The 22314-nt window shown below is 70.4% G+C and carries 15 protein-coding genes; 10 read left to right on the top strand and 5 right to left on the bottom strand.

The features are described 5' to 3' along the window. Nucleotides 1–398 precede the first annotated feature (398 nt). Complete coding sequence (locus tag ABD481_RS36935; protein WP_344670510.1) at nt 399–1373, top strand: endonuclease/exonuclease/phosphatase family protein; 975 nt, start codon at nt 399–401, stop codon at nt 1371–1373. A gap of 834 nt (nt 1374–2207) precedes the next feature. Here the strand turns inward: ABD481_RS36935 and mihF are convergent. From mihF to ABD481_RS36910, 5 genes are all read right to left on the bottom strand, one after another. Further along, nucleotides 2208–2522: an integration host factor, actinobacterial type gene (gene mihF, locus ABD481_RS36930; RefSeq protein ID WP_012786078.1), complete on the bottom strand. Its 315-nt coding sequence runs from the start codon at nt 2520–2522 to the stop codon at nt 2208–2210. Between the two features lie 88 nt (nt 2523–2610). Continuing rightward, nucleotides 2611–4977, bottom strand: a complete 2367-nt coding sequence (locus ABD481_RS36925; RefSeq protein ID WP_344670509.1) for a beta-propeller domain-containing protein — start codon at nt 4975–4977, stop codon at nt 2611–2613. A 38-nt stretch (nt 4978–5015) separates the two neighbouring features. Then, nucleotides 5016–6080 (bottom strand): AEC family transporter, encoded by a 1065-nt coding sequence (locus ABD481_RS36920; protein WP_344670508.1) that lies wholly within the window; start codon nt 6078–6080, stop codon nt 5016–5018. A gap of 66 nt (nt 6081–6146) precedes the next feature. Beyond that, nucleotides 6147–7634 (bottom strand): YlbE family protein, encoded by a 1488-nt coding sequence (locus tag ABD481_RS36915; RefSeq protein ID WP_344670507.1) that lies wholly within the window; start codon nt 7632–7634, stop codon nt 6147–6149. Between the two features lie 54 nt (nt 7635–7688). Then, nucleotides 7689–9263, bottom strand: a complete 1575-nt coding sequence (locus tag ABD481_RS36910) for an AllF/FdrA family protein (RefSeq protein ID WP_344670506.1) — start codon at nt 9261–9263, stop codon at nt 7689–7691. A 56-nt stretch (nt 9264–9319) separates the two neighbouring features. Here ABD481_RS36910 and ABD481_RS36905 point away from each other — a divergent pair, with 56 nt between their 5' ends. From ABD481_RS36905 to ABD481_RS36865, 9 genes are all read left to right on the top strand, one after another. Further along, nucleotides 9320–11479, top strand: coding sequence for a PucR family transcriptional regulator (locus ABD481_RS36905; protein WP_344670505.1), 2160 nt, complete (start codon nt 9320–9322; stop codon nt 11477–11479). Nucleotides 11480–11588: 109 nt separating this feature from the next. After that, nucleotides 11589–12989, top strand: a complete 1401-nt coding sequence (locus ABD481_RS36900; protein WP_344670504.1) for a uracil-xanthine permease family protein — start codon at nt 11589–11591, stop codon at nt 12987–12989. 92 nt (nt 12990–13081) lie between these two features. Then, entirely contained in the window at nt 13082–13936 is an 855-nt protein-coding gene (locus ABD481_RS36895; protein WP_344670503.1) for an FAD binding domain-containing protein, read from the top strand. Further along, nucleotides 13933–14433 (top strand): (2Fe-2S)-binding protein, encoded by a 501-nt coding sequence (locus tag ABD481_RS36890; RefSeq protein WP_344670502.1) that lies wholly within the window; start codon nt 13933–13935, stop codon nt 14431–14433. The genes ABD481_RS36895 and ABD481_RS36890 overlap by 4 nt, the downstream gene beginning before the upstream one ends. After that, the gene (cutA, locus tag ABD481_RS36885) at nt 14426–16795 is read left to right on the top strand and encodes an aerobic carbon-monoxide dehydrogenase large subunit (protein WP_344670501.1); all 2370 of its coding nucleotides are present in this window, start codon (nt 14426–14428) and stop codon (nt 16793–16795) included. The genes ABD481_RS36890 and cutA overlap by 8 nt, the downstream gene beginning before the upstream one ends. Beyond that, complete coding sequence (locus ABD481_RS36880) at nt 16792–17517, top strand: SRPBCC family protein (protein ID WP_344670500.1); 726 nt, start codon at nt 16792–16794, stop codon at nt 17515–17517. Before cutA ends, ABD481_RS36880 begins: the two co-directional genes overlap by 4 nt. Beyond that, nucleotides 17517–18413, top strand: coding sequence for a carbon-nitrogen hydrolase family protein (locus ABD481_RS36875; RefSeq protein WP_344670499.1), 897 nt, complete (start codon nt 17517–17519; stop codon nt 18411–18413). The genes ABD481_RS36880 and ABD481_RS36875 overlap by 1 nt, the downstream gene beginning before the upstream one ends. Beyond that, complete coding sequence (locus ABD481_RS36870) at nt 18410–20482, top strand: hydantoinase/oxoprolinase family protein (protein WP_344670498.1); 2073 nt, start codon at nt 18410–18412, stop codon at nt 20480–20482. Before ABD481_RS36875 ends, ABD481_RS36870 begins: the two co-directional genes overlap by 4 nt. Next, nucleotides 20476–22308, top strand: coding sequence for a hydantoinase B/oxoprolinase family protein (locus ABD481_RS36865; protein WP_344670497.1), 1833 nt, complete (start codon nt 20476–20478; stop codon nt 22306–22308). The genes ABD481_RS36870 and ABD481_RS36865 overlap by 7 nt, the downstream gene beginning before the upstream one ends. The last annotated feature ends 6 nt before the right edge of the window (nt 22309–22314 follow it).

Below are 22314 nucleotides of genomic sequence, written 5' to 3'. Positions count from 1 at the left end.
AGTCCGCGGCGGTCACTGTCGCTGACAAGCCGGGGGCTCCGAATGAGCCGGACGCGCCTGTCGGCCCTGCGGTGTTCGCGGTCAGCGAGATTATCCGTACCGCTGCTGAGCAGGCCGCCGCCACGTGGCGTGTGGCGAGTGTCCCCGCGCAGCGGCGGGAGAGTCCGGTTGTGCCTTACCAGGCTGCTTCGGCGCCCGCGTTGGCTCCGCCGCTCCCGGCGCCCCGTGCTGCGGAGACCGTCGTTGAGCCTGTCGCGGAAGCGGTCGCTGAACCAGAGCTGGAATCTCCGGCTCCTGATGTCGTTGCGCCCGCCGCCCCCGCCAGTTCCTCTCCCGAGCCGGACTATGAGGACACTCACTGGCCCAACGCTCGTCGGCAGATATCGCTGCTGGTCCGCGTGATCAGTGCTCTGGTGCTTGTGGTGCTGGTCGGGCACCGCTTTCTGCCCGATGTCATGGGCTTCGGCTCGCTCATCGACACTTTCCTGCCCTGGACCTTCGTGCCGCTGGCCCTCGCGGTGCCGGCGGCGCTGCTGAGCCTGGACAAGTGGGCGATCGGTGTCACGGTGCTGGCCTGCGGGGTGTGGGGCGGCGTCTTTGGACCGCAGTTGGTGCGGCCCGGTGGGTCCGGGCCGGCCGATCTCAAGGTGCTCAGCCAGAACGTCTCTTCTCCGCCGGACATGGCCGCCGTCGCGCGGCTGGCCGAGCAGCGGCAGGCCGACATCGTTGTGTTGCAGGGCCTGTCCGCGCGTGACGCGCAGCTGGCCGATCAGGCTGTCCCGGCCCGGTATCGGTACCATCTGGCGCTCTACGAATTCGTGGTCTGGTCGCGCTTCCAGCTGGTCAATGGCAGCGTTCCGATGGACCTCGCGGCGCGGACCTCCGACCCGACCCAGTCCTCGGCTGCCGGCGGCTCCACGTCCGGCCAGTTCGGCGGGCTGCTGCGCTTCACGGTGCGCCTCGACCCGGCGCGCACGGCCACCGTCTACGCCGTCCATCTGCCCCAGCCGTCCCTGTCCCACGACGGCTTCGGCGTGGCGCGCGGCCAGGCCCTCGGCCAGCTGGTGGCGGCGGTGTCCGCGGAGCCGGCCCCGAACCTGGTCGTCGTCGGCGACCTGGACCTGGCCCAGACCGACCGGGGAATGAGCAAGCTGTTGAACTCCACCACCGGCCTGGTATCGGTCCAGGCCAAGGCGGGCGCGGGCTTCGGCTTCACCTGGCCGTCCAGCTTCCCGATGGTCCGCCTGGACGACGTGCTCACCCGCGGCCTGATCCCGGTGCGCAGCATCGTTTTGCCGGCCATCGGCGCCGCGCAGGCACACCGCCCGATCGAGGCGGATCTGCGCTTCCCGACGATCGCCCCGACGCACTGATGCTGAGGCTCTGCATACGCGGAAGCTCCGCATGCCCTGAACGCGTGCGAGGCTCGCAGCCTCAACGGGTCTGAGGTTTTCGCCGGCCCGATGTGGCTGCGCTCGTGAGCCGACGCTTTCCGGCCGTGACGCTCGTTTTCGGCCACCCTCGGCCGCGCCAGAACCAGCTTTTGGTCCGCGCGTCCCGAAGGGGCGGCGATGGGCACTCCAGAACCGGGATCCGGTGAGCCTGGCGGGCGAGAATCGGTGTCCGATCCCGGCCACCCCGACGGTTCTCAGCCAATCCGGCCGCGCTGAAGCGACTTCCGTGCCCGGCAACCAGCTTTGAGGGCTGTTCCGGCCGCTCAGGGCCGCGCCTGGCCATTCCGGGCCGCCATGGCCCGTTACGGGGCCGCCCTGGCCCGTCAGGGCCACGCCCGGGCAGCCTGTGGGCCGCCCTGGCTGCTCGACGTCCTGCCGAGCCGCTCAGCGCCGCTCCCACACGGCTTCGCATGGCTCGGCGCCACCGAGGGGCCGTTCCCGGCCTCTTCGAGCCGCTGTCGCCCGCTGCGAGGCGCTACGGGCCGTTTCCTGGCCTCTGCGGGCCGTTTCCTGGCCGCTCAGGCCGCTTCTGGCGGCTTGTCGGCCGCTTTCCGGTGGCATCGGGCCGCTCCGGGACGCTTTCAGCCCCGTTTCAGCCCTCTCCACCGTCGTCACGGCATCTGTGCAGACCGTGATCTGTGCAGACCGTGATTCGTGCAGACCGTGGTCCGTGCTGGCCGCGATCCGTCGCCACGGTCGTGCCGGCCGTCCCAGGGACGGCCGGCGTGCGCCGTGGCAGAGAGAGCGCCTCGATCAGGCGGTGGCGGCGAGCAGCGCCTGGCGCTGCCGGTCGCCGAGGCCGCCGATGCGACGGTTCTCGTCGATCTCCGCGTCGGCCATCAGCTTGGCCGCCTTGGCCGGGCCGTAGCCCGGCAGCGCCTTGATGAGGGCGGTCACCTTCGTCTTCTTGACCATCTCCTCGCCCTTGGCCGCCCGGTCGAGCACCGCCTTCAGAGACAGCTTCCCGGCCTTGACGTCGGCCAGCATCTCGGAACGGGCCCGGCGCACCTCCCCGGCCTTGGCCAGAGCGGCCGCGCGCTGCTCGGGGGTCAGTGTCGGAAGTGCCATGAAACTTCTCCTTGCCTAGTACGGTCACGGCCCGCGACGGCGCCGGAGCCGTCGCCCATCATGGCGGATCCGAGCGACAGATCACAGCTCAGGGGTAGGGGATCCACCCCATGTCTTCCAAGGTGAGGCCGTTCGAGGCCAGCAAACCGGCTCCCGAAACCGTCCAAAGCGTGTCATTGGCGACCAACGACCGGGTGATCTGCTCCACACTGGGGATTGACCCGAACGTGGCATCCCCGGTCCGCCCGGCGTGTTTCACGACCCCCTCCTCGGCGATCCGCCCGTCCGCGACACGCAGCACGAGCGCGCCGCTCGCAGAGCCGTCCAAACCATCCGAGCTTTGCGAAACGGGCACAACGAGCATTCCGGTCGGCTTCCAGTAGAGGAAAGCGTGCGGATCGCCCTCCGCGCCGGAGTACGCCGCCGGCAGCTCGTACCGGGCCGTCAGCCGCGGCGCTGAGGGGTCTGAGACGTCGAACAGCGACACCTGGGTCCCCAACCGCCGCCCCGCGGTCGTGGCGGCCTGCCCGAGCCCGATGAGCGTCTTGTCGTCCACCGGGTGCAGATACGACGAATATCCGGTGAGTTCCAGCTGTCCGGCCGTCTTCGGATGTGCTGGATCCCGCAGGTCGACGACGTACAGCGGATCCATCTGCCGGAAGGTGACGACATACCCGATAGGTCCGGCGAAGCGGACGGAGTAGATCTTCTCCCCTTGACCCAAACCGGTGACGGCCCCGATCCGCGCCAGCGCGTCGCCGCGCGGGGCGAGGACGTACACCGCACTACTGGAACTGAGGTCGGCATGGTCCTGGTAAGAGCCACTGGTGGTGGCTATGCGGAGGTTGCCCTGATATTCCGAGAGTGAGTACTGATTCAGCAACCATCCCGGAACGCTCCCGGACGCGACCGGCCGCGGCGCACCGCTCCCGGAGACGTCGAACTTGTAGACCTCGGTCCGCGAGGTCGGCGGCAGGTAGGGATCCGCCGGCGCGACAGCCGTCGAGCCCTCCAGCTGAAGCCCGGGCCGGATCAACGGGACGGCCTGCCAGGCGTGCAGATCGTTGGCGATGTAGAGGCTGGAACCGGTGGCGTAGACGGTGTCGCCGTCCGCGACCACGGACACCGGACTGCCGGTGCCGAGGCTGTAGCGGTTGGCGGCCGCGCCGAGGTCGAAGGTGGTCAGGGAGAGCAGCGAGGTACCGCTGTAGACGTCGGGATGACTGATGGCGGCACAGTCCACGGTGCCGTCGGTGATGCTCTGCGCACCACCGGCGCCGCCGATGTGCGACTGGAGTTCGTAGCCGGGGAGCCAGCCGGTCCCGGAGCCGGTCTCCGGCACGACGGGGTTGGTGCGGGTGATGGCGCGCACCGTGGTGCCCATCATGCGGGCATCGACGAAATCCCCGGTGAGACGCAGGGTGCTGACGACCTTCGGACGGGTCGGATCGCTGGTGTCGATGAGGGTGAATCGGGTCTGCGCGGCCGTGACCGGACGCGCGCCGGGGACGATCACGTCGCCGTCGGCGGCGGGATAGGCCGGCCCGGCCGGCGTGCGGCTGATGGCCAGGACGCGATCGCCGGCCATGAGGAGCTGGTCGGTGCCGTCGACACCGGGGTAGTAGGGGCGGCTGGACGTGGTGGTGCTGGATCCGGTGCCGGTATTGCCTGGGCTACCGGTACTACCTGAACTGCCTGAGCTACCGGTCTTACCGGAACTGCCGGTGTTTCCTGAGCTGCTGGTGTTGCCTGAACTGTCGGTGCTGCCGCCGTCCGGTCCGATGGCGATGGTGGACGGGAGCGGGACGCTCCCCAGGATGCGTTTGTCGGATGTGCTGACTATGTAGACGGTTCCGCGGGAGACGGAGACGATGGCCTTGCCGTCTGTTTTGACGGTGTCGGGCTCGTCGACACCGGGTTCGGCGGTGTTGGTGGTGGAGTGGTCGGGGCTCGCCGATTGGCTGCTGCCCGGCTTCGCTTCCGGGTTCGCTCCCGCATTGGGAGCCGCATTGGGAGCCACATTCGGAGCCGAACCCGGAGCCGAACCCGGAGCCGAATCCGCGCCCGGGTTGGCGCCCGGAGCCGGCGCGGCGGCCGCCGGCGCGTTGCCCGGGGCGGCTGTGTTTCCGGGCGCCAGGGAGCCATAGCGCTCCCGGCCTTGTGAGGGATCCGCGCCGTTGGATGTACGGCGCGCGGCGTTGACGGCCGCTTGGGCGAGGCGGAGCGTGGCCAGAGCCTCGTCGCAGGATGCGTAGTGCTTCAGGGGGACCGCGACGGACTCGGTGTCGGGCCGGAGACCCGGTGGGTCGGTGGTGAGGTCGGAGGCCTGCGAGTGCGTGGGCGGTGGGTGTTTGGTGGCGTCGCCCGAGCAGCCGGTGAGGGCGAGGCTCAGCGAGAGGCCAAGTGTGAGCGTGGCCCCGGTGAGGCCGCGGGAGGTGCGTGCCGTGGTTCCCATGGGGCTTCGACGCCGGCCGCGGGCATGCGGTTCCGGGCCTATTTCTTCAGCAGGGCGACGACCGTCCAGAGGCCCGCCATCGAGACGAGAGTCGAAACGACGACGGCATTGCGGGCGAAGGCGGTGTCGAGGGCGTATTCGCGGGCGTAGATGTAGACGTTTTGGGCGGTGGGCAGCGCGGCGCAGAGAGTGACGGCAAGGACATCGTAGGAATGGAGGTGGAGTGCGTAGCGGGCTAAAACATAAGCGAGAGCGGGTTGGAAGGCGGTCTTGAGGGCTGTCGATATCGCGGCTTCGAAGATTTCCTGTCTGCCATGTACACGAGATTGGTGCCCGGTTTGGTTGTCCTGGTTATCGCCGTTGTCCGCGAATTTTTGGGACGTCTCGTCGATGGCGGTGCGCTTGGGGCCGGCGTGAAGCGACATTCCCAGCGTGACCAGGGCGATCGGCACCGCGGCCCCGCCGAGCAGGCTAGCCGCGTGGTCGACGTCCACCGGTATATGCCAGTGCGTCCCGGCGACCAATGCCCCCAGCGCAGAGGCGATGATGATGGGATTCCGCACCGGGAGCAACGCGATGCCGCGTATTCGTCGCCGCCATGCGGTGGCTGCGATGGCTGCTGATTCCGGGTTCGGCTGCCCTGTTCCCGCCTCGTTGCCGAGGTCCATCAGCGCCAACGCCACCGGCGTGACCAGCACGGTATTGAACAGGATCACGGTCGACAGGAATCCCGCATTGCCCAGCACCTGCACCGCCACGGGAATCCCCAGATTGGCGGAGTTGACGTATCCCGACGCCATCCCCACCACCGCGCCGTCTCCGATGCCCCGGCGGAAGATCCGCGTGCTCATCACCAGCCCGAGCCCGCAGGCGGTCAGCGAGCTCAGGCCGAACGCGACGATCGAGGTGTTCGCCAAGGCATGCAGATCGCTCTTGGCCACCATGCCGAACAAGGCCGCAGGCATGGCGATGCGGAAGACGAAACGGCCCAGGATGCCTTCCACATCTGTGGTTTCGGCGTACTGGGAGCCGACGAGGTCGAATCGTGCGATGAGGTAGCCGAGGAGGGTGAGCAGCCAGATGGGGATGAAGGCGCTGAGCACGTCGCCACGGTACCGAGGGCCGGGGATCGGATCGGGGCTGGTGTGAGCGAGAACTCCTCGGGTGGGTCAGTCCTCGTGGTTTCCGGTGTCTCGTGCCGTGGCTCGCGCTGCCCCTCGCGCCTCGGCCTGCGCTGCCTCTCGTGCCAGTTCGGCCAAGGCCGCCAACGCCTGCGTGAAGCATTCGGCCGGCGGCGTCACCAGGCCGGCGCCGACTTGTCCGGTCCCGGCGACGCGCCCCGCCATCCCGGTGTTGATCTGCGGCAATACGCCGGTGCGCACCACGCGGGTGACGTCGATGCCGGTCGGTGTGCCGCGGAAATCGAGCGCGGGGATGGTGAAGGCCGGGTTCTCGGCGAGCGCGATCTCGTACATCAGGCCGGTGGTGGCGACCGCGCTCGCGGCGGTCCCGCCGACCAGGCGCGCGATCGCGGGCGCGGCAGCCATCGCGAAGCCGCCGACGCCCGCTGTCTCCGTGATCGCCGAGTCGCCGATGTCCGGGTTGGCGTCCTCGGGTCCGTAGCCGGCCAGGAAGAGGCCTTCGGGCGTGTGCGCCGGGGCGGTGAACCAGCGGTCGCCGGTTCCGGCGGTCTGGATGCCGAAGTCGGTGCCGTTGCGTGCCATGACGGTTACCACTGTGCTGCCCTCGATCCCTGCCGCCGCGCCGGCCGCCAACTTGCACGCGGGCATGACCAGGTTGAGGAAGAAGTGGTCGTTGCCGGAGACGAACCGTACGACGTCCGCCAACGGCCCGGCCTCCTCGCCGCCTTCGATCATCGCGGGCAGCAGTTCGCGGAGCAGCATGAGCGTTCCGGCCCGGTTGCGGTTGTGGCCTTCGTCGCCCATGTGCAGCATCTGCGCGATGATCGCCTTGATGTCGATCGGCCCGCGCCGTCGGACTGCGCGCTGCATCGTTGGGCCCAACACCTCGGCCATCCATTGCAGGCGTGCGATCACGTCGGGGCTGAACGCGCCGTAGCGCAGTACTTTGCCGAGGCCCTCGTTGAGGCTGCACCAGGAAGTTCGGCCGCTGCCCGGGTCTCGAAGCTCGAACAGCCACATGCCGGGCGAGACGACGCCGGCCATCGGTCCGACGCCGCCACGGCTGTGGCAGGGGGCGAGGTCGGGGCCGGCGGAGTTCGTGTCGTTGTCTTTGGCTGCCAGCCACGCCTCGGCGGCTTCCGGCGTGTCGGCGATTCCTTCGAGTAGCACCGCGCCGATCAGAGCGCCTCGCATCGGCCCGGACGCGCGGTCCCAGGTGATGGGTGGCCCGGCGTGGAGGAATTGGCCCGTCTCCAGCCCGAGGACTTCGCGCGCCGGCCGTACGTCGACCAGCTCCGCGCCCGCAGCCAGCATCCGTTGGAGCGCGAGGGCGTTGGCGTCGATGCGGCGCGCGTCGAGGGCGACGTCGGCCAGGTCGGCTTCGGTGCCGGGCATCGGCGGGCGCCAGTCGACTCGTGTTACCGGCACCCCTTGCGCGACGAGTTCGTCGGCGAAGGTTGCAACTCCTGCGGTCACGACGTGGGACACCGGTCCCAGCAGCTCAGACGACGACATGGCGACGCTCCTCTCTCGTGCCGGCGCGCGCCCCTGCCCGGGTTCGGCGCGCCATCAATGCACTGCCAAACGCGCCGCGGCCATCGCGGCCTCGGCATTCGACAGGTAGACCCACGCCCCTGCGTCGGCGAACGCACGCGCCTGCCGATCGAGCCCCTGCGGATCGCCGCTGGTGCCGCACATCGACACGACGACCTGCACCCCCTTTTCACACGCCGCCGCCACCGCCGGGACCAGCTCGGCGGCCGGATCGGGATGTGCGCCTCGGCCGAGCACGACGTCGAGGAGGAGCACGCCGACGCGGGGGTCGGCGACGGCCTCGGCGACGGCGCGCAGGCGGAGGGTGTTGTCGATCATCGGATGCGGGCGACCGCGGGTGTAGGCGTCGGCGCCGAAGTCGGTGAGGTGGGCAGTGGTGTGAGGTACGGCGGTGTGAGCTACGGCGGTGAGAGGTTCGGCGGTGTCGGCGGGAGTGGTTGGCGAGGCGGCGCCCGCACGTGTCATCACCGCTTCCGCCTCGGCGCAGAGCGTGCCGCCGCTGAAGAGTCCGCGGATGATGTGGCCGCGGACGGTGTGGCTGCGGATGGTGTGGCTGCGGGCAGGGCCCGGTTCGGTGGTGACGTGCGAGGTGGTGGTCGGGGGCCAGTGGGGCCAGGTGGGTGGGGGATGGTGGTCGAGGGTGGCGAGGATCCTTTCGGCGGTGGTGGTGAGGGTGGGGTGGTCGGGGCCGATGAAGGCGAGGAGGACGGGTTTGGCGAGGTGGGCGGCGTGGGTTCGGATGGCGGCGGCCACGGTGGGGTGAGGTGGTTTGGAGACCACCACGATCAGGGTGGTTTCTTCGTCTGCTGCCAGGGCGTCGAGGGCAGCGTGGGTGGAGCGGCCGGCTACGGCTTCGGAGAGGTCGCGACCGCCCACGCCGATGCAGTGACGGATGCCGGTCTGCGCGGCGTCGAGGAGGGAGATCAGCTGCTGGGCGCCGGTTCCGGAGGCGGCTACCAGGCTGATGGGGCCGGGGCGGGTGGTGTTGGCGAAGCCCAGGCCGATGCCGTGGAGGATGACGGTGCCGCAGTCGGGGCCCATGACCAGGAGGCCGCGGCGGCAGGCTTCGTCTTTGAGGCGGATCTCATGAGTGGTGGGGATGTTATCGCTGAAGATGACCACGGATGCGCCGTATTGCAATGCTTCCATGGCTTCTGGGACGGAGGCAAGGCCCGGGGTGGAGATCAGGGTGAGAAGTGCACCCGTTCGGCCTAGTGCGCCGGCTGTGGTGCGGGGGTGGGGAGTGGGGGCAGGGGTGGTGGGTCCGGGGGCTGTGATGGGGCCCCCGGGGCTCGGGGTGGGGGTCAGGGCACCGGTCAGGGTGCTGAGGGCGGTGGTCTCGGTCGCGGGGTCGGGGCAGGTGAAGGCGATCAGGAGGTCGGTGGGGCCGGCGTCGGGGCGGGGGTGGCCGAGGTCGGCCAGGAGGGCGAGGTTGAGGTCGGTGCCCATCGCGACCAGGACGTGGGCGACGCCGGGGACTGCCGCCACCGCGCGGGCGGCGAGCATGAGGGTGACAGAGTCGTGGTATTCGCCGCGCCTCACTTCGAGGTGGTCCACCGTTGGTCGTGCCTCGGCAACCGACACCGGCATCGATCCTTTCCGCTAGAGCCTGTCGCGACGCTAGACCGCGGGACTACTGTCCCGGCATGGGCAATCCTGCCAAGGACGGCGGCGAACCTTCGCAAATGTCGACACTGGAGGCGGAGATTTCGGTGAGCGCTGGGCCATTGGGTGACGGTGAGTCACCGGGCGAGGCAGGGCCCGGAGCGCCCGCGAGGGCCGGAGCGCCCGCGAGTTCCGGGACGCCCGCAGGGCCCGGAACAGCTGCTGGAGCCGGAACACTCGCCGAGCCCGGAGCACCTGCCAGAGCCGGAACAGCTGCCGAGCCCGGAGCGCCCGCCGGAGCCGGAACAGCCGCCGAGCCCGGAACACCCGCCGGAGCCGGAACACCCGCCCGAGCCGGAGCCGGATCCGGAACACCCACAAAACCCGGAGCGCCCACCCCCGCAGGCGCAGTAGCGCTCACCGTCGAACAAACCCTGGCGCTGCCCGCCCTCACCGGTGCCCGCATCGTCGCCGGCGCCGCCGGCCGCCACCGCGTCGTCGAGCGCGTCAACGTCATGGAGGTGCCCGACATCCTCCCGTGGGTCAAGCCCAAGGAGCTGCTGCTCACCACCGGCTACCCGCTGCGCCACTCGCCGACCCCGCTCGCCGAGCTGATCGCCGACCTCGACCGCGCCGGGCTGTCGGCCATCGCCATCAAGCCGCACCGTTACCTCGGCGGCCTGCCACCGGAGCTGCTGCTCGCCGCCGACGACCTCGGGTTCCCGGTCATCGAGCTCCCGGAGCGGGTGGCCTTCGACGACATCCTCACCGACGTGCTCTCCGACGTCCTCGACCGCCAGGCCGCCGTCCTGGCGCGCGCCGATCGTGTCCACCGCGCCCTGGCCCAGATCGCGCTCGAAGGCGGCGGCCTGGCCGAGCTCGCCGCCGAGCTGTCGCGCATCCTCGGCGGCCCGGTCCTGGTCACCACGCCCGACGGCCGCGTGCTGGCCGGGCACGGCGCCGCCGACGTGCACCACCTGCCGTGCTTCGAGGCCGAGCCCGGCGATCCGCGCCTGCGCACCGAGACCGAGCCGCCCGGGCTCGCCGACCATCACGGCGTCCAGCACGCCCTGGTCCCGATCGTCGCCGGCCGCGTCGACCATGGCCGCCTGGTCGCCTTCGCCGGCCGCCGGGCCTTCGACGCCGCCGACGTCGCCGCCCTCGAACGGGCCGCCACGGTCGCCGCCCTGGCCGTGGTCAAGGAGCTCGCGGTGGCGGCGGTCGAGGACAAGTACCGGGCCGATTTCCTCAGGGATCTGCTGACCGGCCGCCTGGACGACCCGCAGTCGGCCGCCGTCCACGCCGCGACCCTGGGCTGGGACATCGAGCTGGAGCCCGGGTCCGGCCACCGTCCGGCCCACTCGCCGGGGACCAAGAACCCCGGTGCCGGATCGCGGCAGCCGCTGAGAGGGCCGGGCCACAGCCAGACCCAAACCCTCGCCCAAGCCCAGACCCCGAACAAGACCCAAACCCAAACCCAAACCCCGACCCCGACCCCGAACAAGACCCGCCTCACCGTCCTCGTCGCCGAGCTCGATCCCGGCCAGTCCGTCCTCCCCGCCTCCCAGCACGCCCTGCGCCCGGCCCGCGAACGCTTTGCCGCCGCCTGGCAGACCGTCGTCGCCGTCCGGGACCGCAGCACCCCGGTGGCGGGCTTCAACCAGGAGGTGGTCGTCGTCCTGAAGTCCGGCGACGACCCCGATCCCCTGGTCAGAAGCCTGATCGCGGAGGTCTCCGGCACCGGCGGGGGCGGCCGCCGCACCTTCTCCACCGGCGTCTCCCGCCCGGTCTCCGCCGTCGCGGACCTCCCCGCCGCCTACGACGAGGCCCGCCGCGCCGTGCGCATGGGCCGCCGCCTCAACGGCCCGGCCTCCGTCGTCCACTTCGACGCCCTCGGCGTCTACCGCCTGCTCTCCCAGATTCCGGACCCGGCCGAGCTGCGCGACTTCGCCCGCCAGACGCTCAAGGGCCTGGCGGTCGACGGCGATCCGGAGGCCGAGGACCTGCGCACCACCCTGGAGGTGCTCCTCGACACCAATCTCAACGTCGCCGAGGCCGCCCGCCGCCTGCACTTCCACTACAACACCCTGCGATACCGCATCGGCAAGATCGAACGCCTGGTCGGACCGTTCATGGAACGGCCGGATCTGCGCCTGGACCTGTCCGTCGCGCTCCGCATCCTGCATATGCGAGGTCTGTGACGCAGAGGCGGGAACAGGCCCCCGCCGAACACCGCACCGGCGCCACCTGCAAATTTAGTAACGTCTCAGTGCTTGTGACGCCCGTCACACCGTCGCTACAGTCCGGCCCATGACATTGGGCTGGCGAGTCGCATACGAAGGCAAGACTCCACCACCGGGCTCGGTCGTCCGCCCCGACGAACGCCTGTCCTGGCCCCGCACCGTTGGCCTGGGCGCGCAGCACGTGGTCGCCATGTTCGGCGCCACGTTCGTGTTCCCCCTCGTCATGGGCCTGAATCCGCAGCTCGCCATCATGATGAGCGGCATCGCGACGGTCTGCTTCCTGCTGATCGTCAAGAACAAGGTCCCCAGCTACCTCGGCACCTCGGCGAGCTTCGTCGGCGGCGTGGCCGCCATCCGCGCGCAGGGCGGCGACGACCAGCACGTCACCGGCGCCATCCTGATCGCCGGGCTGGTCCTGCTGGCCGTCGGGGTCCTGATCCACTTCCTCGGCGCCCAGGTCATCCACGCCGTCCTGCCCCCGGTCGTGACCGGCGCCGTGGTCCTGCTGATCGGCTTCAACCTCGCGCCCGTGGTCGCGAACGTCTACTGGCCGCAGGACCAGTGGATCGCCCTGATCACCATGTTCCTCGCCATCGGCATCATGGTCGGCGTGCGGGGCTTCATCGGCCGGATAGCGATCTTCGTCGCGCTGGTGTTCGGCTACGTGCTGTCCTGGCTCGCCGACCGCGTCTTCGGCCAGATCACTTCCTACGACGCCGGCGCCGGGAAGGAGACCACGCACTGGCGTGTGAACTTCGACGGCGTGAAGTCCGCCAAGTGGATCGGCTTCCCGGACAAGACCACCGGCAGCGGCGCGCAGCAGATCGCCGGCTGGCACTTCCCCGAGTTCAAGTGGGCGTTCATCCTTCTGGTCCTGCCCGCCGTGATCGCCCTGATCGCGGAGAACACCGGCCACGTCAAGGCCGTCGCCGAGATGACCGGCGACAACCTCGACCCCTACATGGGCCGCGCCATCGCCGCCGACGGCTTCGGCACCGCGCTGGCCAGCACCTTCGGCGGCTCCCCGACCACCACCTACGCCGAGAACATCGGCGTCATGGCCGCCACCCGCGTCTACTCCACGGCCGCCTACTACGTCGCCGCGCTCGTGGCGATCCTGTTCGGTTTCTCACCCAAGTTCGGTGCCCTGGTCGCGGCGACGCCCGGCGGTGTCCTCGGCGGCATCACCGTCGTCCTCTACGGCATGATCGGCCTGCTCGGCGTGAAGATCTGGACCGAGAACCGGGTCGACTTCGGCAACCCGCTGAATCTGGTCCCGATCGCGGCCGGCGTCATCATCGGCATCGGGAACACCAGCCTCAAGTTCACCGACAACTTCTCCCTGTCCGGGATCGCGCTGGGCACGATCGTCACCATCGTGGCCTACCACGGCGCCCGGCTGATCGCCCCGGAGCACCTGAAACGGCCCGCGGCCGCGTCACCGACCGCCGACGGGGTAGAGCCCTGAGTGAGCCTTGGGCAAGTTGAACCAGCGTTCGCGGCGGCGTTCGGCACATGTCGACGTCGCCGCGACCCTTTTGGCGAGAAGAGGATTCGTTCATGAAGCCCCCGCCGGTGGTGTATCACAGCCCGGACACGGTCGAGGAAGCCGTGCGGTTGTTGGCGGAGCACGGCGCCGAGGCCAAGGTGCTGGCCGGCGGCCAGAGCCTGGTGCCGATGCTGAACATGCGGCTGACCGCGCCGGCCCGGCTGGTGGACGTCAACCGCCTCGACGACCTGGCCTACGTCCGCAGCGACCGGCACGGCGTGCACGTCGGCGCCCTGGCCCGGCACGCCGACGTGGAGCGCGCCACCCACGCCTTCGAGACCGTCCCGCTGCTGCGCCAGGCCGTCCGCACCGTCGCCCACCCGACCATCCGCAACCGCGGCACGACCGTCGGCAGCCTGGTGCACGCCGACCCCTGCGGCGAGATGCCCGCCGTCCTGGCGCTGCTCGACGGCGAGGTGCTGCTGCGCTCCGAGCGCGACGGCGAACGGACCGTGCCCGCCGCGGACTTCTTCGTCGGCCCCATGGAGTCGGCCTGCCGCGACGACGAGATCGCCGTCGAGGCCTACTTCCCCCGACCACCCGGCCGTACCGGCACCGACTGGCGTGAGCTGTCACGCCGCAACGGCGACTACGCCCTCTGCGGTGTCGGCACCCTCGTGCGCGTCGACGACACCGGCGCCGTGGCCGCCGCCAAAGCCGCCTTCATCGCCATGGGTCCGGTGCCGCAGGTCGTGGACCTGACCGAGGCGGCCATCGCCGGCGACTGGTCCGCCGCCGCCGAGCACGCCGCCGACCAGCTCGACCCCGAGGACGACATCCACGCGAGCGCCGAGTATCGCAGGCATCTGGCCCGCGTCCTCACCGCGCGCTCGCTCAAGGCCGCATACGAGGCGGTGGCGCCATGAGCGAACAACGACATCAGGTCACTGTCACCGTCAACGGCGTCACCCGGCGCGCCGAGGTCCCGGCCCGCCGCCTGCTCGCCGACTACCTCCGCATGGACCTCGGCCTGACCGGCACCCACCTCGGCTGCGAGCACGGCGTCTGCGGCGCCTGCACGGTGCTGCTGGACGGCGCACCGGTGCGCTCCTGCCTGATCTTCGCCGTCTCGGCCGACGGCCACGAGCTCACCACCGTCGAAGGATGCTGCGAGACCGGCGGCGCCCTCGGACCCGTCCAGCAGGCCTTCCTCGAATGCCACGGCCTGCAATGCGGCTTCTGCACCCCCGGCTTCATCACCACCATCACCGCCTACCTGGAGGAGAACCCCAAGCCGACCGAGGAGGAGGCCCGCGAAGCGATCGGCGGGAACCTGTGCCGCTGCACCGGCTACCAGAACATCGTCGCCGCGGTCCTGCGGGCGGCGGAGATCAAGCGGGAGCGGGAGACACCCCATGAGTGACAAACATGTGGGACAGCCACTGCTGCGCAAAGAGGATCCCAGACTCCTGCGAGGCGACGGCCGCTACCTCGACGACCTCGGCCGCACCGCCCTCGCCGCCGCCTTCGTCCGCAGCCCCGTCGCCCACGCCCGCGTCACCGACATCGACGTCAGTGAAGCGCTCGACGTCGAAGGCCTCGTCGCCATCTACACCTACGAGGACCTCCCGGACCGCATCGCCGAACCGCTGCCGCTGCTCATCCCGCACCCCGACCTCACCCACGCCCGCACGCCCCACTGCCTGGCCAACGGCGAGGTCAACCACGTCGGCGAAGCCGTCGTCATGGTCGTGGCCACCGACCGCTACATCGCCGAGGACGCCGCCGAACGCATCCTGGTCTCTTACGACGAACTGCCCCCGGTCGTCGGCATCGACCGGGCGCGCGCCGCCGAACGCCTCGTCCACGACGGCGTCCCGGGCAACGTCGCCGCGCACAGCGTGCAGACCAACAACCACGGCGACGCCCACGAAGCGATCGCCGCCGCTCCCCACCGTCTCACGCTCGATCTGGCCATCGAGCGCAGCGCCTCGATGCCGATGGAGGGTAAAGGCGTCCTGGCGCACTGGGACGCCGACGACAGAACCCTGCGAGTCCACAGCTCGACGCAGACCTCCACCAGCGTCCGCCTGGCCGTGGCCGCGAAGCTCGGCCTGCCGCCGGACCGCGTCGAGGTCATCACCCCGGACGTCGGCGGCGGCTTCGGCGTGAAGATCGTGCATCCCTGGCCCGAGGAGATCCTGGTGCCGTGGGCCGCGATAAAGCTCGGCCGGGACGTGAAATGGGTCGAGGACCGGCGCGAGCACTTCATCTCCGCCGCGCACGAACGCGGCCAGCAGCAGCGCGTCGAGGTCGGGTTCGACGGCTCGGGGCGCCTGCACGGCCTGAGCGTCGAGATCTGGCACGACAACGGCGCCTACGTGCCCTACGGGATCATCGTGCCGATCGTGACGTCCACGCAGCTGCTGGGCCCGTACAAGGTCGGCGCCTACCGGGTCGAGTTCACGTCGCTGTATACGAACACAGTCATCGTGACCCCGTACCGGGGCGCCGGACGGCCGCAAGGCGTCTTCGCGATGGAACGCACGATGGACGCCATCGCGGAGTACCTCGGCATGGACCGGCTGGCCGTGCGCGAAGTCAATCTGATCCAGCCCGAGGAGATGCCCTACGACCAAGGCCTGGTCTTCCAAGACGGTCGACCCCTGATTTACGACACCGGCGACTATCCGACGATGATGCGGATGATCCGCGATCTGGTCGGCTGGGACGGCTTCGAGGCCGAACGACAGGCCGCCGCCGCGGAGGGCCGCCGGATCGGCATCGGTGTGGCCGCCTATGTCGAAGGCACCGGCATGGGGCCGTATGAGGGTGCTCATGTGAAGGTCGAGACGACCGGCGAGGTCGTCGTCTCCACCGGCCTCACCACCCAAGGACAGGGGCACTACACGACTCTCGCGCAGATCGCCGCCGACGTCCTCGGCGTCGCGATCGTCGACGTCACGGTCATCACCGGCGACACCCGGCGCTTCAAATACGCGGTGGGGACGTTCGCCTCTCGCGCGATCGTCACCAGCGGCAACGCCGTCGCGGTCGCCGCCGGAAAGGTCGCGGAGAAGGCGAAACGCATCGCCGCGGCCGCGCTCGGCGAGGGAGTCGAAGCCGAGCAATTGGAGCTCGTCGACGGACTGGTGCGGCGCCGCGACGACCACGACGTCAGCATCGACCTGCGCACCGTCGCCGTCCTGTCGAACCCCCTGCGCTACGCCTTCGACGAAGCGGCGAAGGCGGCCACCCAGTTCGCCGCCGCGGCCAATACCGGCGACGAGCCCGGGCTGGAGGCGACCGGCTACTACATGCCGGAGCGGTCGACGTTCGCCGCCGGGGCGCACGGAGTCGTCATCGAGACCGACCCCGAGACCGCCGACATCAAGATTCTGCGGTACTGCGTCGTGCACGACTGCGGCGTGGTCGTGAACCCGCGCATCGTGGAAGGCCAGGTGCACGGCGGCGTCGCGCAGGGCGTCGGCGGCGCGTTGTACGAACGGATCGTCTACGACGAGGCCGGGCAGCTGGTCAATGCCTCCTACATGGACTTCCTGATCCCGTTCTCCACCGAGGTTCCGCGCATCCAGACAGCGCACATGGTCACGGCCTCGGGGCTCAACCCCCTGGGGCTCAAGGGCGCCGGCGAGGCCGGCGTCATCCCCACCTCGGCGGCGGTCGCCTCGGCGATCGAGGACGCCGAGGGGCTGGCGGTGCGGCGGATGCCGATCTCGCCGAGCGAGTTGTACGAGTTGCGGAAAGGTCGGGTACACGCGTGAAGGTTTCCGGCAACGCGGTTCTGCGCGCCGATGTGGGACGGGTCTACGACGCCCTGACCGATCCGGTCGCCCTGGCCGCCGCGATCCCCGGGTGCGAGCGGCTGGAGCTGGTCGCACCGGACGTCTACGACATGGTCGTCACGGTCGGCGTCGGATCGATCAAGGGTACTTATAAAGGACGCGTCGAGCTGGCCGATCGCGTCGCGCCGCACTCGTTCACGCTGCGGGCCTCGGGCGCCGGCGCGCCGGGGACGGTGTCCGCCGAGTGCCGCATGCTGCTGGTCGACGAGGCGGCCGGCCGCACGCGGGTCGAGTACGACGCCGACGCGGTGGTCGGGGGAGTGGTCGGCGGGGTCGGGCAGCGGATGCTGGGCGGCGTGGCGCGGAAGCTGGCAGGACAGTTCTTCACGGGCATGGACGGGGCGCTCGTGCGAGGGACGGCCGCGCAGGCACTGGCAGGGGCGACGGCGCTGGTGGCGCCGTCGGCAGCGGCCGGAGCTGCGGCTGGCAGCGCTGCCGCGCCGGACGCGTCCGGATACGGGTCGGCACAGCCGATCGCGAGCCCGGTGCCACCTGGAGGGCCCGGATTATCCGCAGGAGGGCCCGGATCGCCAGGCGCGGCAACGATTCTGGCCGCCGCCTTGGCCGGAGCGGCCGCCGCGCTCGGCGGCGTCGTCATCGGCTGGGCCATGGGACGCACCCGCGTGCGGCGGGGGCGTTGATGCGCCCACTGACCGCCGCCGCACTCCAGCTCGCTCCGCACCCCGGCCCCCTCACCGCCAACAGCGTCGCGGAGAACCTCAACCGCGCCGTCGAACTCATCGAGCGCTGCGTCAGCGCGACCGGCGCGGACCTGCTCGTCCTCCCCGAGGCGGTGACCACCGGGTTCACCCCTGGCATCTCCGCCGACGAACTCTGGGATCTGATGAGCCCGATCCCCGGCCCCACCACCGAGCCGGTGCAGGAAGCCGCGCGCCGGCACGGTGTCCACGTCGTGCACTGCACCTACGAGCGCGGCGCCGAACGCGGAGTCGTCCACAACTCGGCCGTGCTCATCGGGCCGACCGGCGACATCCTCGGCGTCTATCGCAAGACCCACCTCTTCCCCGGCGAGATGCAGTGGGTGACTCCGGGCGACCAGGTCGTCGTCGTCGAGACCGAGCTGGGCCGCATCGGCCTGTCGGTCTGCTTCGACGGTGACTTCCCCGAGCTGTTCCGCATCCAGGCGGTGCTCGGCGCGGAGATCATCTGCCGTCCGTCCGCGCTGCTGCGCTCGGCCGATATCTGGGAGCTGACGAGCCGCGCCCGCGCCTACGACAACCACGTCTACCTGATCGGGGCCAACGCCACCGGCACCGACCCGGCCGGCGTCCACTACTTCGGCAACTCGCTGATCGTCACCCCGATCGCCGAAGTCGTGGCCCGCGCGGCCTCGCACGAGGGCTGGGCCGCCGCGCGCCTGGATCCGGCCCAGGCCATGCGGACCCTGACACCCGGCTCGGACCGCCCGCAGACCTTCGACCACCTGGCGATCCGCAACCTGCGCCTGCTCAGCGCCTACCAGAACGAGCTCGTCAGCGAGGCCAAGACCCCGTTCCCGCTCGGGGGCGGTGCATGATCCGGATCGGGATCGACACCGGCGGCACCTTCACCGACGTCGTCGCGGTCGACGAGGCCGACGGCCGGGTCGTGGCCGCCAAGGTGCCCTCGACGCCCGCCGATCCGTCGGACGGGTTCCTCGCGGCCGTTCGCAAAGCCCTGACCTTGCTCGACGCCGCGCCCGACGGCCTCGCCGCCGTCGTCCACGGCACCACCGTCGCCACCAACCAGCTCCTCCAAGGCAAGGTCGCCGACCTCGGTTTCGTCACCACCGCGGGCTTCGAACACCTGCTGGAGATCGCCCGCCAGTCGGTCCCCGACGGCTACGGCAACAGCTACTTCTGGGTCAAACCGCCCCGCATCGTCCCGGCCGACCTGGTCCACGGCGTCGGCGGTCGGCTGGACGCCGACGGCGCCGAGGTCCGTCCTTTCGACGAGGCCGACGCCAAGGAAGCCGCACGCCTCCTCAAGGCCGCGGGCGTCCGATCGGTGGGAGTCTCGTTCCTCCACTCCTACACCAACCCAGAACACGAACGTGCCATGCGGGCCGTGCTCGAAGCCGAGTTCCCCGAAGCCGTCGTGTCGCTGTCGTCGGACGTGCTCCCGGAATACCGCGAATACGAGCGCTCGATGACCACCCTCGTCGACGCCGCCGTGAAGCCCACCGTCTCCACCTACGTCGGCCGCATCCGGGACCGGCTCGACGACCTCGCCGAACACCGGCGCCGCATCCCCTTCTACATCATGAAATCCAACGGCGGCGTCCTGTCCGCCGAGGAGGTGGCGCGGCAGCCGGTCACCACGGTCCTGTCCGGTCCGGCCGCCGGAGCGCTTGGCGCCGCCCTGGTCTCGGCGCATGCCGGCTTCGACAGGATCCTGACTCTGGACGGCGGCGGCACCTCCACCGACGTCGCCGTCGTCGAGCGCGGCGAACCGGCCGTGACCACCGAGGGCAGCGTCGGCGGCTACCCCTCGAAGATCCCGATGATCGACGTCGTGACCGTCGGCGCCGGCGGTGGCTCGGTGGCCTGGCTGACCCCCGAGGGCACGCTCAAGGTCGGCCCGCGCTCCGCCGGTGCGGATCCCGGACCGGTCTGCTACGGCCGCGGCGGCACCGAGATCACCGTCACCGACGCCCATCTCGTCCTCGGCCGCATCCCGGACGGCCTGCTCGGCGGCGAGGTGCCGCTGGACCGCAAAGCGGCGCACGCCGGCCTGGCCGAGCTCGGCAGCCGACTCGGCCTGTCCGCCGAGGCCGCCGCCGCCGGGATCCTGGAGATCTCGGCCTGGAACCAAGCCAATGCCCTGCGACAGGTCACCGTGAAGCGGGGTCTCGACGTGCGCGACTTCCAGCTCACAGCCTTCGGCGGCTCGGGCGCATTATTAGCTTGTCGGCTTGTCGATATTCTCGGCGTTCGCGGGGTGCTGGTGCCGCCGAACCCGGGGAACGTATCAGCGTTCGGACTCCTCACCGTCGACGTCCGTAACGACTACGTGCAAACCTACGTCCGACGCCACGACCGCATCGACCTGTCCCAGGTGCGCACGCTGTTCGAGGATCTCCGCACCGCGGCCGCCGCAGCGCTCGACGCCGAAGGATTCAGCGCCTCCGAACAGGTCTTCAAGCGCACCGCCGACCTGCGCTACTTCGGCCAAGCCTACGAAGTCCGAGTCCCCGTGCCCGAGGTCCACCTCGACGAGAAAGCCGCCGAAGAAGTCGTCCAAGCCTTCCACACCGGACACCAGAGCATGTACGGCTACTCATTCCGCGACGACGAACGCCAAACCGTGGAATGGGTCAACCTGCGGGTCACCGGCATCGGACCGATCCACCGTCCCCGGATCACCGAACTCCCCGCGCGCACCGAAGGACACCCGGAGCCCGTCGCGACCCGGACCGTCCGGTTCGACGACGAACCCCTCCCGACCCCGATCCACGACCGCAGCACCCTGCGACCCGGCGACCGCGTCACCGGACCGGCCGTGATCCAGGAATACGGATCGACCATCCCCGTCCACCCCGGCTTCGCCTGCGACGTCGACCGCTGGGGCAACCTGCTCCTCACCGCGCCGGAGACGCCGTGCTGAACCCCATCCTCCTGGAGATCGTCGAAGGCACCCTCACCTCCGTCGAACGCGAGGTCGAGACCGCGATCGCCCGCACCTCCCGCAGCCCGATGATCCGCGACGCCCACGACTTCCGCGTCGGCATCCACGACGCCAAGCTGCGCAAACTCACCGGCCGCTCCTACTCCGCGCTGGTGCACCCGGTGGTCCGCGACTATCCGATCACTGAGATGCGCCCCGGCGACGTCTTCTTCCACAACGACGTCTACCTCTCCGAAGGCGGCATCGGCCACCTCCCCGACCTCTGCGTCACCGTCCCGGTCTTCCACGACGGCGCCGTCGCCGCCTTCGTCCAGGCCTTCGGCCACCACGACGACATCGGCGGCGCCTGCCCCGGCTCCATGCCCTCCGGCGCGCGCAGCGTGTTCGAGGAAGGCCTGATGGTGCCGCCGATCCGGCTGTGGGACGCCGGCGTGCCGAACGAGGCCGCGCTGAAGATCATGACCCGCAACTCCCGGATGCCCGACTCGCTCGCCGCCGACCTGGACGCCGAATGCTCGGCCTGCCTCATGGGCGCGCGCCGCCTCGCCGAGCTGTTCGACCGCTACGGCCGTCCGGCCGTCGAAGAATGCTTCGACGCCATCATCGACCTCACCACCGAGACCTTCCGCCGCGAGATCCTCTCCAAGATCCCCGACGGCGAATACACCTGGGAGGACTACGCCGAGCACGACGGCGTCGACCCGCCGAAGCTGCACCGGCAGCGCATCACCCTCACCAAGGTGCCGGACGACGGCGGCCGGCTGATCATCGACTTCGACGGGACCGGGCCGCAGGCCAAGGGTCCGATCAACCACTGCGGCGACTACGCCGACGGCAACTTCCTCAAGAAGTGGCTGGCCCCGGTGCTGCGCAACCTCGCCGACAGCCCCGAACGGATGGCGGAACTCGACGTCAACGAAGGCGTGGTGCCGCTGATCGAGATGCGCTTCCCGCCGCCGGGCACGTTGCTGACCCCGGTGTTCCCGGCGCCCACGAACGCCCGGACCTTCGTCATCCTGCGCCTGCTCGGCGTCCTGAGCGGCGCGCTGGCCAAGGCCGTGGACGGTCGGATGCCCGCCGACCAGGAGACCATCCGCTACACCGGCGTCTACGGCCTCGACGCCTCCGGCCTGCCGTATCTCATGCGCGAGGTGCTCGGCGGCGGCTCCGGCGGCCGCTACTACGCCGACGGCGAGGACACCATCCACATCGTCCCGGACTCGCGGAACATCCCGGTCGAGTTCGCCGAGGCCCGCTGGCCGTTCCGGGTCGAGAAACTGGGCCTGGCCGTGGACTCCGGCGGCGCCGGGTACTTCCGGGGCGGCCTCGGCTACGAGAAGCACATCAGGATGCTGCGGGACGCCGAGTTCATGAGCATCGCCGACCGGTCGATCCTGGCCTGCTGGGGCGTGAACGGCGGTCGCGCGGGCCGTCCGTTCGAGGTCGTGATCGACCCCGGCGGCCCGGACGAGCGGGTCGTCGACGCGCTGGCCGACGCCGAGCCGGTGCGGGCCGGCGAGGTCATCCGGATCCGCACCACCGGGGGCGGCGGCTGGGGCGACCCGCTGGAGCGGCCGGTCGAAGCCGTCCTCCGGGACCTGCGGTGGGGCAAGATCTCCCGCGAAGGCGCGAAGGGGGACTACGGCGTCGTCCTCGACGCCGACGGCGCCGTCGATCCGGTGGCCACCGAGGTCATGAAGCAGGAGATGCGGATGTTCCGCGGGCACGAGGCCTTCTTCGACCGCGGACCCGGTTTCACCCGGCTGGCCCGCGGCGCCACCTCGGTCTACTGCGATTGGCTGTGACGCGCA

The sequence above is a fragment of the Catenulispora yoronensis genome (genome assembly GCF_039531695.1).
In the GTDB taxonomy this organism is placed as follows: domain Bacteria; phylum Actinomycetota; class Actinomycetes; order Streptomycetales; family Catenulisporaceae; genus Catenulispora; species Catenulispora yoronensis.
Note: the sequence above shows the minus strand (reverse complement) of the source record. Positions and strands in the feature narration are given on the sequence as shown.

What these genes read in the sequence shown, in the direction of transcription:
- cutA (WP_344670501.1), top strand. Translation starts at nt 14,426, where the DNA reads ATGAGTGACAAACATGTGGGACAGCCACTGCTGCGCAAAGAGGATCCC.
- ABD481_RS36915 (WP_344670507.1), bottom strand. Translation starts at nt 7,634, where the DNA reads ATGTCGTCGTCTGAGCTGCTGGGACCGGTGTCCCACGTCGTGACCGCA.
- ABD481_RS36890 (WP_344670502.1), top strand. Translation starts at nt 13,933, where the DNA reads ATGAGCGAACAACGACATCAGGTCACTGTCACCGTCAACGGCGTCACC.
- ABD481_RS36910 (WP_344670506.1), bottom strand. Translation starts at nt 9,263, where the DNA reads ATGCCGGTGTCGGTTGCCGAGGCACGACCAACGGTGGACCACCTCGAA.
- ABD481_RS36895 (WP_344670503.1), top strand. Translation starts at nt 13,082, where the DNA reads ATGAAGCCCCCGCCGGTGGTGTATCACAGCCCGGACACGGTCGAGGAA.
- ABD481_RS36875 (WP_344670499.1), top strand. Translation starts at nt 17,517, where the DNA reads ATGCGCCCACTGACCGCCGCCGCACTCCAGCTCGCTCCGCACCCCGGC.
- ABD481_RS36900 (WP_344670504.1), top strand. Translation starts at nt 11,589, where the DNA reads ATGACATTGGGCTGGCGAGTCGCATACGAAGGCAAGACTCCACCACCG.
- ABD481_RS36870 (WP_344670498.1), top strand. Translation starts at nt 18,410, where the DNA reads ATGATCCGGATCGGGATCGACACCGGCGGCACCTTCACCGACGTCGTC.
- ABD481_RS36905 (WP_344670505.1), top strand. Translation starts at nt 9,320, where the DNA reads ATGGGCAATCCTGCCAAGGACGGCGGCGAACCTTCGCAAATGTCGACA.
- ABD481_RS36925 (WP_344670509.1), bottom strand. Translation starts at nt 4,977, where the DNA reads ATGGGAACCACGGCACGCACCTCCCGCGGCCTCACCGGGGCCACGCTC.
- mihF (WP_012786078.1), bottom strand. Translation starts at nt 2,522, where the DNA reads ATGGCACTTCCGACACTGACCCCCGAGCAGCGCGCGGCCGCTCTGGCC.